The organism is Corynebacterium sp., assembly GCF_030826625.1.
Classification (GTDB): Bacteria; Actinomycetota; Actinomycetes; order Mycobacteriales; family Mycobacteriaceae; genus Corynebacterium.
In genome coordinates this window covers 1-14,335 of the sequence record NZ_JAPJNQ010000055.1, presented here as the reverse complement: position 1 = coordinate 14,335, position 14,335 = coordinate 1, and the positions used below count along the sequence as shown (strand labels likewise).

Below are 14,335 nucleotides of genomic sequence, written 5' to 3'. Positions count from 1 at the left end.
GACTTATACGATCCCGGCGGTAGGAGAGACGAAGCACCGAATCGTTGCCTTCGATATGGGCATCAAGACCGCTACTCCGCGGAATTTTGCGCAGCGAGGCATCGAAACCGTGGTTGTTCCGGCCGGTACCAGCTTTGCTGAGGTCCAAGAACTCCGTCCGGATGGGGTCTTTATTTCGAACGGGCCGGGCGACCCAGCTACCGCCGACGAGATGGTTGCGGTATTGCGCGAAATCTTGGCAGCCAAGATCCCATTTTTCGGGATTTGTTTCGGTAACCAGCTTCTGGGACGTGCGCTGGGCCTGGAAACCTACAAAATGAAGTTCGGCCACCGTGGCATCAACGTTCCCGTGATCCACCACGAAACCGGAAAAATTGATATTACCTCGCAAAATCACGGATTTGCGCTGGCAGCGCCAGGCAATGTGACCACCGTCGCCGTAGACAGTGGAGATGCTGACCGTTCCTTTTCTACGGACTTTGGCCCCGCGATCATCACCCATACGTGCCTGAATGATGGCACCGTTGAAGGCGTGGCGCTGCGCAGCGGCTTGGCTTATTCGGTGCAATACCACCCGGAATCTGCTGCGGGACCACACGATGCACACCCACTATTTGACCAATTTCTTCACCTGCTCGATGAGCACAGCCAGGAAAGGAAAGCTTAATTATGCCCAAGCGCTCTGATATTCATCACGTCCTGGTTATCGGTTCCGGACCTATCGTGATCGGCCAAGCCTGCGAATTTGATTATTCGGGCACCCAGGCTTGCCGAGTTTTGAAGTCGGAAGGGTTGCGGGTGACCTTGGTCAACTCGAACCCGGCGACGATTATGACCGATCCTGAGTTCGCGGATGCCACTTATGTGGAACCGATTGAAACTGAGTACATCGAGAAGATTATCGAGAAAGAACGTGCTGGCGGCCATCCTATCGATGCCGTGCTCGCGACCCTTGGTGGCCAAACTGCGTTGAATGCTGCCATTCAATTGGACCGTGCTGGTGTATTGGATAAGTACGGCATTGAGCTGATCGGTGCGGATATCGACGCGATCGAACGCGGAGAAGACCGACAGAAATTCAAAGACATCGTAGAAAAGGTCGGAGGCGAGTCTGCTCGTTCCGAGGTCTGTTACACAATGGACGAGGTCCATGCCTGCGTCGAACGACTCGGCTTGCCGGTTGTTGTACGCCCGTCTTTCACGATGGGTGGATTAGGCTCGGGTCTGGCCGATAACTACGAAGACCTTGATCGCATCGCCGGTGGCGGTATTGCTGCTTCACCCGATGCGAACGTGTTGATTGAAGAATCCATCTTGGGGTGGAAAGAATTCGAGCTCGAGTTGATGCGCGACGGTGACGATAACGTTGTGGTTATCGCATCGATCGAAAACGTTGATGCACTGGGCGTGCACACTGGTGACTCGGTTACCGTAGCGCCAGCGTTGACACTGACTGACCGCGAATTCCAAAAGATGCGCGATTTAGGCATCGACATCATCCGTGAGGTTGGCGTCGACACCGGTGGATGTAATATCCAGTTCGCCATTAATCCTGACGACGGACGCATCATCGTCATCGAAATGAATCCCCGCGTGTCTCGCTCGTCGGCTTTGGCGTCGAAAGCCACAGGTTTCCCAATTGCGAAGTTGGCGGCGAAGTTGGCTATTGGGTACTCACTCGATGAAGTCACCAACGACATCACCGGAACTACCCCGGCAGCCTTCGAACCGACGCTGGACTATGTCATCGTCAAGGCCCCACGCTTTGCCTTTGAAAAATTCCCGGGTGCTGACGACACCTTGACTACCACCATGAAATCGGTGGGTGAGGCCATGGGAATTGGCCGCAACTACATTCAAGGCTTGAACAAAGTCATGCGTTCGTTGGAGTCGAAGCCTTTCGGACTGTGGACGGTGCCGGATGAGGTCATAGCCGGTGATGCCGAAAATGTTTCTGAGGTGCTGGATCGGCTGCGACGCCCAACCAACGGACGTATGTACGACGTCGAACTGGCTTTGCGCTGGGGTGCAAGCGTTGATGCGGTGCATGAGGCCTCAGAAATTGATCCGTGGTTTATCGCTGAGTTAGCGCACCTGGTGGAGTTTGGAAACTTCTTGCGCACCGCGCCGGTCCTAGATGAACAACTGCTGCGCCAAGCGAAAGTCATGGGCCTATCGGATGCCCAGATTGCTGCGTTGCGCCCAGAATTTGCAGGTGAAGACGGTGTGCGGTCACTGCGCTGGAGCCTGGGAATTCGTCCGGTGTATAAGACTGTGGACACTTGTGCTGGCGAATTCGAAGCCCACACTCCGTATCACTACTCTGCCTATGAATACGACCCGAACGCGGAATCCGAAGTTTCGGAGCAGCGAGACAGAGACAAAGTCATTATTCTGGGCTCCGGCCCGAACCGCATCGGACAGGGAATCGAGTTTGACTACTCCTGCGTTCATGCGGCCCTCGAGTTGTCGCGCATCGGCTACGAGACCGTCATGGTCAACTGCAACCCAGAGACTGTGTCTACGGACTACGACACCGCTGACCGTCTCTATTTCGAACCATTGACCTTCGAAGACGTCATGGAGGTTTACCACGCAGAATCGCAGTCTGGAAACGTTGCCGGTGTGATCGTGCAACTCGGTGGACAGACCCCGCTTGGTTTGGCTGAGCGGCTCGAAGCGGCTGGCGTACCAGTGGTCGGAACCAGCCCCGAAGCCATCAATAACGCAGAGGACCGCGGAGTATTCGGAAAGGTTTTGGCTAAAGCACAGCTGCCGGCGCCAGACTTCGGTACGGCTACTTCCTATGCTGAGGCTCGTGAAGTGGCCTCGCAGATTGGTTACCCAGTTTTGGTGCGCCCGTCGTATGTCCTCGGTGGCCGTGGCATGGAAATCGTCTATGACGAAAACAGCCTGGAAAACTACATTGAGCGCGCAACCGAACTGAGTGAGGACCACCCAGTGTTGGTCGACCGGTTCTTGGACTCTGCAATCGAAATCGACGTCGATGCGCTGTGCGATGGCGAAGAAGTTTATTTAGCTGGCGTCATGGAACACATCGAAGAAGCCGGTATTCACTCCGGCGATTCATCATGCGCACTGCCTCCGATGACGCTGGGGCCTGAAGACATCGATAAAGTTCGCGAATCTACGAAGGCACTAGCTCACGGCATCGGTGTCAAAGGACTGATCAATGTCCAATTCGCGCTGAAGGACGATATCCTCTACGTCATCGAGGCAAACCCACGGGCTTCCCGTACGGTCCCGTTCGTCTCCAAGGCGACAGGCGTGCCGCTGGCTAAGGCTGCCGCGCGCATCATGCTCGGTGCTAGCTTGCAGGATTTGCGCGCCGAAAAAATGATTCCGACGACCTATGATGGTGGTTCTTTGCCGTTGGATCACCCGATCGCGGTGAAAGAGGCCGTGATGCCGTTCAAGCGCTTCCGACGCCCAGACGGAACTCCGCTGGATACTCTGCTCTCTCCAGAAATGAAGTCGACCGGTGAGGTCATGGGCTTGGCTGACAATTTTGGTGCCGCTTATGCCAAGGCCGAAACGGCAGCGTTTGGATGCCCACCTCGCCAGGGCACCGTGTTCGTTTCGGTTGCCAACCGAGATAAGCGCACATTGATCGTGCCAATTCAGCGTCTGGCATCGCTTGGTTTCGATCTCGTTGCCACTGCTGGTACAGCGCAGATGCTGCGACGTAATGGCATCGAGTGTGAGGTTGCACACAAGGCGTCAGAGATCCGGCAGGGCAATGTCGAAGGCAAATCGATTGTTGATCTCATCACTGACGGCCATATTGATTTGATCTTGAACACTCCGGCTGGCTCTGCTGGCGCACGCCATGATGGCTATGACATCCGAACAGCAGCTATTTCGGTAGGCATTCCGGCGGTGACCACCGTGCAGGGAATAACCGCAGCGGTACAAGGCATAGAAGCCTTGCGCGGAGATGAGCTGACTGTACGTAGCCTGCAGGAACTCAATCATGGCGAATAACTTGCAGCAGGACGCCCGGAAGCCAAGCTTTGGCGCGCGATTAAGGCAGCGGGCTGCAGAACGTGGCAGGTTGTGTGTCGGAATTGATCCGCATGCCAGCTTGCTGCGGGACTGGGGGCTTGACGACGACGTCGCTGGACTGCGTGAGTTCTCACGTCGTTGCGTCGACGCTTTCGCCGATACTGCGTGCGCCGTCAAGCCCCAGGTGGCTTTCTACGAACGTTTTGGCTCAGCTGGCTTCGCTGTATTGGAAGAGTCATTGCGTGAGCTTCGCGAGGCCGGAGCATTGGTGATTGCGGATGCTAAACGTGGCGATATTGGCTCGACGATGGCAGGCTATGCCTCGGCTTGGCTGGACCCTGAATCACCTCTGCGCGCCGATGCCGTGACTGTTGCACCGTATCTCGGCCTGGGTTCGTTGGAGCCTGCAATTACAGTCGCAGAAGAAACCGGGGCGGGTGTCTTTGTCCTCGCCGCGACGTCCAACCCCGAGGCCGTGGAGTTACAGAGCTTCCAACGCGGCGGGACGAGCCTCGCACAGCACGTGGTGAGTTATTGCCGGGATTTTAATGCCGACCGTGATAGTGCCGTGCTCGGCATTGTCGTGGGAGCGACGCTGGATAGCTCGCCGGATTTACGGGGATTCAATGGTCCTGTGTTGATGCCGGGCGTCGGGGCGCAAGGAGGCACTGTGGCTGATATCGCACGGATCGCCATGGATGCTGAGAGCTGGGCGTTTCCGAATGTCTCGCGCAGCGTGCTTTCTGCTGGTCCAGAAGTTTCTGACCTGCGCAAAGCGGTGCTTGAGCAGGCGGGCCAGTTTCCCGCCAAATAACTCAATGAGCAAAATATCTGTAGGCTCGATGTCGCTATAATCGGGCAGACCGCCGTAAAGCTGTAGTGCTGTGACGTGGAAAAACTCTCAGCGCAACAATGCCTGAAATCGCGGAATGCCTGGTTACGGTGTTAAGATATGCGAAAAGCAAACGTTGCCGTGTGTGGGGCCGTGCGAGAAGAAGGTCGCAGCTTCACAGGTAGCGTTGACGCTCTATAATTCCCATTCGGGCGGTGGCTGCTACAGTTGCCGTTGATAAGAACCATAAACCCACATTGAATCGGAGGAATCCACGTGGCCCTTCCACAGTTGACCGATGAGCAGCGTAAAGAAGCCCTAGCGAAGGCCGCTGAGGCCCGCAAGGCACGCGCTGAGCTCAAAGCTGAATTGAAGCGTGGCGGAACCAACCTTAAGGAAGTTCTCGACAAGGCTGAAACCGATGAGATCATCGGCAAGACCAAGGTCGCAGCACTTTTGGAGGCTCTGCCGAAGGTAGGCAAGGTCAAGGCTCGTGAAATCATGGAGGACCTGGAGATCGCCCAGACCCGCCGTCTGCGTGGCCTTGGTGAACGCCAGCGTCGTGCTTTGCTGGACCGTTTCGGTTACTCCGAAAACTAAAAACTATGCCCGTCGTGACACCACGTGGTCGCTTAGTTGTGCTCGCTGGCCCCACAGCTGTCGGAAAATCCACGGTTGTGAAGCAGCTGCGCAACACCGTCCACGACCTTTATTTTTCGGTCTCGATGACTACTCGGGACCCTCGTCCTGGGGAAACAGACGGAATCGACTATTATTTCGTCACTCCAGAGAAATTCCAACAAACCATTGATAATGGTGAGATGTTGGAATGGGCAGAAGTTCATTCCGGCTTGCAACGTTCGGGTACACCAGCGCAGCCAGTCAACGAAGCCTTGGAAAAAGGTCGCCCCGTGCTGGTGGAGGTGGACTTGGAAGGTGCACGCAACGTCAAGGCAAAAATGCCTGAAGCGACGACGCTATTTTTAGCACCACCATCCTGGGAAGTGCTCTGTGATCGCTTAAGCAATCGTGGTACCGAGCCTGATGACGTCGTTCGACGGAGGTTAGAAACCGCCCGGGTCGAATTGGATGCCCAAGGTGAATTCGATCATGTTGTGGTCAATGATGATCTCGATAAAGCGGTAGAGGCTATTAGCAATTTTTTCCGCAGCTAGCTGCGACACAGCACTGTGACCACACGGACGATACGCACCGAGTGAACCATAATTTTTCATACAATCAACGCGAAAAGGGGTTGGTCTCGTAGTGACTACCGAGTCCACGAAAACTGACAGCGTCTTCGATACGCCCGAAGGCATCACGGATCCACCGATCGACGAGCTGCTCAACAAGGTATCGTCGAAGTACGCTTTGGTGATTTTTGCTGCCAAGCGTGCCCGCCAGATCAACAGCTACTACCAAGAACAAGACGAAGGCGTCTTCGAATTCGTTGGTCCTTTGGTCACCCCAGAGCCTGGCGAGAAGCCACTGTCGCTGTCTTTGCGTGAGATTCAGGAAGGCCTGCTTGACCACGAAGAAGCACGCTAAGTGAAAAATTGATTACCGCTCCGAGTCGGAGCGTCATCATGGTGAACCCACCTTCCATTTTTTGGAACGGTGGGTTTTTCTGTTCCCAAGTTCCACCACACGCAGCTTTGCAGCACCGTGGTTTTGCCGATTTACCCCCCCCCTGATTACCAGCAGTCTTAACTGAAGGTGTGAAAAACCTGACAAAAAACGTAAATTACGCTAGGCTCTCAGTGTTTTGTACGTCCAGTGTTTTTATGAACAGTTGTTGAATGGAGTGATGAATGCTCGAACTGCTATTTCCCAGCATTTTGCACATCGTGGTGTTTAGTATCGGACTTGGCTTGGCCTATTGGAAACTAAATTCTGAGCTGAAAAACGCCCAGCGCACCGCTGAAGAGAAGGGGGAGGCTGAGAAATAGTGGATACGTTTACGATCACAGTTATTCTTTCGTTCATCGGATTTCTGGTCGTCGGAATTTGGGTGAGCCGCGGCATTAGTAACAAGAACGATTATTTCGTCGCCGGTCGTAACGTCGGCGTTTTGTTCATCGTCGGCACGCTAGTCGCGTCATTCTTGTCGACGGTTGCGCTGATGGGTGAGGCCGGTATGGCTTATGACGGCTTCCCATGGCCAATTCTGCTGCTCGGTGTGATGTCTAAGATGGGCTACCTCGCCGGTGTAGTGCTGTTTGGCCGCTACTTGCGCGATTCAGAAGCACTAACGATCCCAGAATTCTTCGGCAAACGTTTTAATTCATCTCGCCTGCGCGGATTGGCCGGAGCTTCGGTGCTGATCGGGATGGGGCTGTATTTAGTCACGGTTACCCGTGGTCTTGCGGTGGTTATTGAGGCGATTCTGGGGATCGACGGTTTTTGGGCTGTATTCATCACCTGGGTTGCGTTCACGATCTTCACGGTGTTGTCGGGCTCCAAGGGTGTGATCATCACCGATACGATGATGTTCTTCTTCTTCATCATTGGTGGTGTTTTGGGCTCGATCGCGATTTTCCGGGAAGCAGGTGGCGTACGTCAGGCCTTTAGCAACCTCGCAGCTGATCCGACGCTTCGGGAAGGATTGTTGTGGCATGGCCAGGTCGAAGGACCAGGAGAGCGCTTAAATTCGATTGGTGAGGCACTCATTTACATCTTCACCTTTGGTTTGGTGTGGGCGTTTGTGACGGCCGTGAGTCCATGGCAAGCCTCGCGCTACATGATGGCGAAATCTAGCCACACCGCGATTCGCGCGGGCATTATCACCTTGTTGATTATCCCAGCGTTCTATCTCTTCATCATGTTTGCTGCTTATGCTGTAAACCTGATCAACCCTGACATTGAGCCTAATTCGCAGGTGTTCATTTGGGCGGCTTATAACGTCATGCCGACCGCCGTTGGAGTCATCTTGGTGACGGGTATCGTCGCTGCTGGTTTGTCGTCTGCATCGACGTTTTTGTCCTTGGTCGGTTTCAGCGCCGCCCACGACGTTGGGCCGCTTTTCCAGCGCGGTGAAGGACTGGATGGCGATGAAACCAAGACCGATAATGTGCGCAGTGCGCGGTGGGCGATGCTTATTGTTGGTGCGATCGCGTTGCTGTTGGCTTATGTCGCAACCCCGAGCGTGCTGGATATTGGCTACATGGCGGCATCGTTTTTTGCAGCCTCGTGGGGAATTGTTGCTTTCGCCTCGACCCAGTCGAAACGAATTTCAGAAGCTGGTGCGTTCTGGGGAATGCTGCTCGGAGGCCTGATTACCTTGGTTCTGGAAAGCATCAAAACTTTCGGTGGGGTCGAATGGCCAATGGCTTTCCACCCAGTTCTGTTTGGTCTGGCAGCGAGCCTTATCGCCGTGCTTGTCGGATCAAAGGTCAAACCAGTAGAAGAAAGCTCTTGGCAGTATATTTCTGACTTGAAGCAGCGGGTCGAATCTGATGTCACGGTCGCCGAAGTCAAGCGCACCAACTTGTATATTTACGGCGCGATCGGCTTTATTGCGATCCTGTTCACCGCGGTAGGGTTATTCTACGTCCCAATCATGAGCTAGCTTTATTGCGAGCTGCCCAGCGGCAGAACTAGCCGCATTAGAGCACGCAACTCATCCGAACGAACAGGAGAGTTCTCGATGACGCCAGCATCGTCAGAGTCCTTCACAGATACCGTACTGAGCCAGAAGCCTGCCACACGCAACATCGTCGTGGGGGTCTGTGGTGGCATTGCTGCGTATAAGGCCTGCCAGATCATCCGAGATTTCAGTGAAGCTGGCGATGATGTACGCGTAATTCCGACGAATGCGGCACTGCGTTTCGTTGGTGCCGCGACGTTTGAAGCGCTATCGGGAAACCCAGTCTCGACCACTGTGTTTGATGATGTGGACGAGGTAGCTCATGTGCGGCTGGGGCAAGAAGCCGACGGCATCGTGATCGCCCCGGCGACTGCGGATTTTATGGCGCGGATTGCCAGTGGTCTAGCCGATGATCTCCTCGCGGCCACCGTGTTGATAGCGACGTGCCCGGTCGTTTTGGCACCAGCGATGCACACTGAAATGTGGAACAACCCTGCGACACAAGCGAATGTGGCCTTGTTGCGCGAGCGCGGCATTGTCGTGCTGAATCCCGACGTGGGTCGTTTGACCGGGACTGACTCTGGGGCGGGCCGCTTGCCAGAGCCAGCCCATATCGCAGAACTTGCCCGTACTGTGTTTGCCGGTGTCAACATGGAGCATAATCTCGAAGGCGTTAATGTGCTCATCAGCGCTGGTGGAACGCAAGAAATTATTGACCCGGTACGCTTTATCGGCAATCGTTCCTCCGGGCGACAAGGATTTGCTCTGGCAGACATCGCAGTCCAACGCGGCGCTACTGTGACTTTAGTTGCAGCGAATAATGCCACGCTGCCGAACCCACCAGGTGCCAAGGTCATCGGTGTAGAAACCACGCAAGAACTACAGCAGGCTATGCACGATCACGCAGACGGAGCTGACGTCATAATTATGGCTGCGGCTGTCTCGGATTATCGTCCGACGACACCAGCGGAATACAAGATGAAAAAATCTAATGCGGAATCCGGCTTGAGCCGCTTGGAGATGACGGAGAATCCAGATGTTTTGGCCGGATTAGTGGCCGCTCGTGCACGGGGTACGTTGGCGTCAAAACCGGTAATCATGGGGTTTGCCGCCGAAACTGGTGATAGTGAGAGTTCGATTTTGGACTATGCCCAACAGAAACTCGCCCGCAAGGGCTGTGATGTTTTGATGTGTAATGAAGTTGGCCCGGGTAAAGTTTTCGGGCAAGCGAGCAATCAGGGCTATTTGCTTGATAAAGACGGTGGTGTCACTGAGATTGCTGCTGGCCCAAAGCATGTGGTCGCCGCACAGATCTTGGATAAATTGGCGCTACAGCTCTAAAAGCTTTCAACGCTTTACTGAACTGTTGGAGCACGTTCGGCCTAAGTCATCTGCGCAAAGTTGCGGTTTCGAGTCGTGGCGTTAAAAGCGTCGTATATGCCAGTGCGATGAACTTAAGCCACCGATGAATATTAGCTCAGCTCTTCATTGCGCTTCTAGACCGCTTTGTCTATACTAAGTGAAGTTCCGGTGCGGGTTGTCGCACCGTTCAGTATGCTCGAATGGCCAACTAGCGTATCGCCAGTTACCGCATACTTCATGTACGTCGTCATCCCCAGCTGTCTAAGGAATTTTCGTGGCTGCACCAGTTCGCGCGAGCGCCGCCGGTTTGCGCTTGTTTACCTCCGAATCCGTGACCGAAGGTCACCCAGACAAAATCTGTGACGCTATCTCAGATAGCATCCTGGATGCACTGTTGGCGAAGGATCAACATGCACGAGTCGCTGTCGAAACGCTCGTAACAACCGGACAGGTCCATGTGGCCGGCGAAGTACGCACGAGTGCCTACGTGGAAATCCCGCAATTGGTGCGCAAGACTTTGCTTGATATCGGTTTCACCAGTTCCGATGTCGGATTCGACGGGCGCACCTGTGGCGTTAACATCGCGATTGGTGAGCAGTCCCAGGAAATCGGCGATGGTGTGGACCGTTCTCACGAGGCACGTTCGGGCTCTCAGCTTGATGACGATGACCTCGCCGGTGCCGGCGACCAAGGCCTGATGTTTGGTTATGCGACCAACGAAACTCCAGAGTTTATGCCGCTGCCCATTGCCTTGGCACACCGTTTGTCCCGTCGTCTCACGGAAGTCCGTAAACAGGGGATCGTTGAGCACTTGCGTCCGGATGGCAAAACCCAGGTGACATTCGCGTATAGCGGTCAGACTCCGTCGCATATCGATACCATCGTGATTTCCACGCAGCATGATCCCGAAGTTAGCCAGCAGTGGCTGGAAGACCAGCTGCGTACCCACGTTATCGAGCACGTGATCGCAGAAGCAGGGCTGGAAGATTTCTATACCGATAATGTCACTTTGCTCATCAACCCTTCCGGTTCGTTCATTCTTGGTGGACCGATGGGTGATGCGGGATTGACTGGACGCAAAATCATCGTCGATACCTATGGTGGCATGGCTCGGCACGGCGGTGGAGCATTTTCCGGCAAGGACCCGTCGAAAGTCGACCGCTCTGCTGCGTATGCAATGCGTTGGGTCGCCAAGAATATCGTCGCGGCGGGGCTTGCAGACCGCGCAGAAGTGCAAGTGGCTTACGCGATCGGTCGAGCCAATCCTGTCGGATTGTATGTCGAAACTTTTGGCACCGCCCACCACGGTCTTGACGACGAGTCTATTCAGGCCGCAGTTGCACAAACGTTTGATCTGCGTCCAGCCGTAATTATTCGTGAGCTAGATTTGCTGCGTCCCATCTATCGTCCTACTGCAGCCTATGGGCACTTTGGCCGCGATGATGTCAATCTGCCGTGGGAGCAGACGAACCGTGTGGAACAATTGCGCATAGCCGCCGGGGTCGCCTAAAACCCGATGGAGTTCGCTCGACCGGTAGCCCATGTGTTGCCACTATTAGGTTTGGCACATTTGGATCGTGGCTTCGATTATTTGGTGGCTGAACGTGATGACGAAGACGCCCAGCCGGGAACGCGAGTACGGATTCGGTTCCACGGCAGACTGGTCGACGGAATTGTTGTGGAACGCCGTGCGCACTCGGACCATGCCGGGAAACTGCGATATCTCGAACGAGTGTATTCTTCGCAGGTGGTTTATCCGCCTCGCACTGCGCAACTGGTAGAAGCACTAGCTCAGCGTTACGGCGGAACCCGGGCGGATATCATCCGCAACGCAATCCCACCGAGACACGCGCAAGCTGAAAACGCAGATTTTGACAGCGCTTGGGAGGATCTCGGAAACACCGATGAACCGGATCTTTCGGCATGGTCGCGCTATGTCTATGGGCAATCGTTCGTCGATGCTGTTTTGTCCGAGAAACCGGCCCGTGCAGCGTGGCAGATTTGCGCAGGAGAATCCTGGACGCGCACGCTTGCTGCACTAGCTGCCAAGGTAGCCATTGATGGCGGCGGCGTGTTGCTCGTGGTTCCCGATCAACGTGATCTTGACCGTCTCGAGCAGGCGCTGCGAGAATACTTGGGCCCGAAGCAGGTGACGGTGCTCAATGCACAATTGGGGGCACAAGCGCGTTACCGTCGCTTTTTATCTGTGCTCAACGGGCAGTCACGCATCGTGATCGGTACTCGGAACGCGGCTTTTGCGCCGGTACAGAACTTGCGGTTGGCGGCGATCATTGATGATGGTGACGAGAATCTGATTGACCCACGTGCCCCGTATCCGCATGCGCGCGAAGTGCTGACCACGCGGGCGGGTCTCGAATCGTGCGCGCTGTTGATCGGTGCGTACTCGCGCACTGCAGAAACGCAATTATTGGTGGAATCTGGATGGATGCACAGCCTAACTGCTTCGCGTGAGCGGATACGTGAATCTGCACCGTTGATTCGCGCGGCCGCGGATACTGATTTCGAGCGTGAAAAAGACCCAGTTGCAGCACAAGCACGGATACCGGGGCTGGCATTTTCGGCTGCCCGGCGCGCACTTGCCGCTGGAAAACCGGTGCTGATCCAGGTACCGCGGAAAGGCTATATTCCCACTTTGTCCTGTAGAAAATGCCGTCATCCGGCGCGGTGCAGGATTTGTAATGGGCCTTTGGGGTTACCGGGGCAGGATCCTGCGTTTGGGGCTTCGCAGCAAGCAGGGGACCACCAGCAATCGCGTTATGTGAGGCCAGGATCTGGTGACGATGCCAGGGAGGCTTCCGTTCCGACCTGTCGTTGGTGCGGTGCGATTCATTCTGCGTTTCGGTGTGGCGAATGTGGTTCGCAGCAGCTGCGCGCGGTGGTGCTCGGCGCAGATCGCACGGCAGAAGAGCTAGGGCGTGCTTTTCCTTCCACCCGGGTGATTACCTCGGGCGGCTCTCGTGTGCTCGATTCCGTGCGCCACGCACCGGCGTTAGTGGTGGCCACTCCAGGGGCAGAGCCGCAAGTTGAAGGTGGGAATTATGGTGCGGCATTATTGCTGGATACGTGGGCTCTGCTGGGCCGACAGGATTTGCGGGCGGCAGAGGATACGCTGTCGACGTGGATGCACGCCGCCGCGCTTGTCGACGGACGTGACGACGGTGGTGCGGTGGTTGTCGTTGCCGATGCTAGCTTGCCGACGGTGCAGTATTTAATTCGGTGGGATCCAGTTTCTGCTGCCGCGGCGGAACTCGAAGGACGTCGAGAGACGAAATTTCCGCCGGCGGTGCATATGGCTGCGATCGATGGCGCAGATGCGAGCCTGGATATGTTTCTTGATCTCGTCGAACTGCCTAAGGACGCGGAAGTATTGGGTCCTGTGGACTTGCCATATTCCACTCGGCTGCCTGGTGAGTATGACGAGCAGCGTTTCGGCCCGCCGCAGAGAATTTTGGTGCGTAGCCCGTTGGGGCCACGTGCTGAGCTTGGTTCGGCGTTGCGGGTGGCTGCTGCTGCTCGTAATTTACGGAAAGATGAGTTGCCGTTACGTATTCAGGTGGACCCAATCCATATCGGTTAGGCTGAATTCTTAGTTAAGTGGTTGCCTGCACGCAGCGACCGCAATCAAGGAAGTTGGAGGACTATGCGGATTGTTTTTGCTGGCACCCCGGAGCCAGCCGTGGTTGCCCTAGAAGCGTTATTGGATTCGGACCACGAAGTCGTCGGGGTATTGACGCGGCCGGATGCACGCAAAGGACGCGGCCGTAGCTTGGCTCCGTCGCCTGTGGCCGCTGTGGCCGGTGAGCGAGGGATTGAGGTCTTGAAGCCGACGACCTTGCGTGCCGACAGCAGCGATGGCCAGCAGGTACGCGCGTGGTTAGCTGAGTTAGCTCCTGAAGCGATCGCTGTGGTTGCTTATGGCAAGTTAATCAGTGCTGATTTATTGTCTGTTGCTCGCCACGGGTGGATTAATCTGCATTTCTCTTTGCTTCCACAGTGGCGCGGTGCCGCGCCTGTGCAAGCAGCTATTGCCCATGGCGATGACATCACAGGTGCGAGCACGTTCCGCATCGAAGAGGGGCTAGACACCGGCGATGTATTGGGCACCGTCACCGAAGCGATTCGTGGCGATGATACTGCGGATGATTTGCTTACCCGCCTGGCTTATTCGGGTTCTAAGCTGTTGGTTGCGACCATGGACGGGCTTGCCGACGATCGCCTGGAGGCCCGGCCGCAAACTGGTGAGGCAAGCTATGCTCCGAAGATTTCGCCGGAGCAGGCGCATATTGATTGGTCACAACCAGACTTTGCAGTGGATCGCCATATCCGCGCGTATACCCCCGGTCCCGGTGCTTGGGCGATGTTAGGCGAGCAGCGGCTGAAAATTTCACCGATCACGTTGGTGGAAGCGGATTCGAAAGCAGCGCTCCTTATCGGTGATGTTGAGCTTGCCCCAGGGCAGTTGCATGTGTGCAAAAACGACGTCTTCGTTGGCACTGCCACAACGCCAG

12 protein-coding genes are annotated in these 14,335 nt (G+C 55.5%); all 12 read left to right on the top strand.

Annotated features, from left to right (window positions below):
• On the top strand, positions 1–667 hold a 667-nt coding region (locus tag RCH87_RS07650; protein WP_306516126.1), incomplete at its 5' end, for a gamma-glutamyl-gamma-aminobutyrate hydrolase family protein.
• A 2-nt stretch (positions 668–669) separates the two neighbouring features.
• Complete coding sequence (gene carB / locus RCH87_RS07645) at positions 670–4,005, top strand: carbamoyl-phosphate synthase large subunit (protein WP_306516125.1); 3,336 nt, start codon at positions 670–672, stop codon at positions 4,003–4,005.
• Positions 3,995–4,840 (top strand): orotidine-5'-phosphate decarboxylase, encoded by an 846-nt coding sequence (gene pyrF / locus RCH87_RS07640; protein ID WP_306516124.1) that lies wholly within the window; start codon positions 3,995–3,997, stop codon positions 4,838–4,840. The genes carB and pyrF overlap by 11 nt, the downstream gene beginning before the upstream one ends.
• Positions 4,841–5,134: 294 nt before the next feature.
• Entirely contained in the window at positions 5,135–5,458 is a 324-nt protein-coding gene (gene mihF / locus RCH87_RS07635; RefSeq protein WP_306516123.1) for an integration host factor, actinobacterial type, read from the top strand.
• A 5-nt stretch (positions 5,459–5,463) separates the two neighbouring features.
• A complete protein-coding gene (gene gmk, locus RCH87_RS07630; RefSeq protein ID WP_306516122.1) occupies positions 5,464–6,033 on the top strand; it encodes a guanylate kinase in 570 nt (189 codons plus the stop codon).
• 91 nt (positions 6,034–6,124) lie between these two features.
• Complete coding sequence (gene rpoZ / locus RCH87_RS07625; RefSeq protein ID WP_306516121.1) at positions 6,125–6,406, top strand: DNA-directed RNA polymerase subunit omega; 282 nt, start codon at positions 6,125–6,127, stop codon at positions 6,404–6,406.
• Between the two features lie 263 nt (positions 6,407–6,669).
• Positions 6,670–6,807 carry a hypothetical protein gene (locus RCH87_RS07620; protein ID WP_306516120.1) on the top strand — a complete coding sequence of 46 codons (138 nt, stop codon included), beginning with the start codon at positions 6,670–6,672 and terminating at the stop codon, positions 6,805–6,807.
• The gene (locus RCH87_RS07615; protein ID WP_306516119.1) at positions 6,807–8,426 is read left to right on the top strand and encodes a sodium:solute symporter; all 1,620 of its coding nucleotides are present in this window, start codon (positions 6,807–6,809) and stop codon (positions 8,424–8,426) included. Before RCH87_RS07620 ends, RCH87_RS07615 begins: the two co-directional genes overlap by 1 nt.
• 78 nt (positions 8,427–8,504) lie before the next feature.
• Positions 8,505–9,785 carry a bifunctional phosphopantothenoylcysteine decarboxylase/phosphopantothenate--cysteine ligase CoaBC gene (coaBC, locus tag RCH87_RS07610; RefSeq protein ID WP_306516118.1) on the top strand — a complete coding sequence of 427 codons (1,281 nt, stop codon included), beginning with the start codon at positions 8,505–8,507 and terminating at the stop codon, positions 9,783–9,785.
• Positions 9,786–10,080: 295 nt separating this feature from the next.
• The gene (metK, locus tag RCH87_RS07605) at positions 10,081–11,316 is read left to right on the top strand and encodes a methionine adenosyltransferase (protein WP_306516117.1); all 1,236 of its coding nucleotides are present in this window, start codon (positions 10,081–10,083) and stop codon (positions 11,314–11,316) included.
• A gap of 6 nt (positions 11,317–11,322) precedes the next feature.
• Positions 11,323–13,404 (top strand): primosomal protein N', encoded by a 2,082-nt coding sequence (locus RCH87_RS07600; protein ID WP_306516116.1) that lies wholly within the window; start codon positions 11,323–11,325, stop codon positions 13,402–13,404.
• 63 nt (positions 13,405–13,467) lie between these two features.
• Positions 13,468–14,335, top strand: an 868-nt coding sequence (gene fmt / locus RCH87_RS07595; RefSeq protein WP_306516115.1) for a methionyl-tRNA formyltransferase, incomplete at its 3' end; no start/stop codon positions are given.

Excerpts from the sequence above, each read along its gene's own strand:
- pyrF (WP_306516124.1), top strand. The coding sequence starts at position 3,995 with ATGGCGAATAACTTGCAGCAGGACGCCCGGAAGCCAAGCTTTGGCGCG.
- gmk (WP_306516122.1), top strand. The coding sequence starts at position 5,464 with ATGCCCGTCGTGACACCACGTGGTCGCTTAGTTGTGCTCGCTGGCCCC.
- coaBC (WP_306516118.1), top strand. The coding sequence starts at position 8,505 with ATGACGCCAGCATCGTCAGAGTCCTTCACAGATACCGTACTGAGCCAG.
- RCH87_RS07620 (WP_306516120.1), top strand. The coding sequence starts at position 6,670 with ATGCTCGAACTGCTATTTCCCAGCATTTTGCACATCGTGGTGTTTAGT.
- RCH87_RS07600 (WP_306516116.1), top strand. The coding sequence starts at position 11,323 with ATGGAGTTCGCTCGACCGGTAGCCCATGTGTTGCCACTATTAGGTTTG.
- carB (WP_306516125.1), top strand. The coding sequence starts at position 670 with ATGCCCAAGCGCTCTGATATTCATCACGTCCTGGTTATCGGTTCCGGA.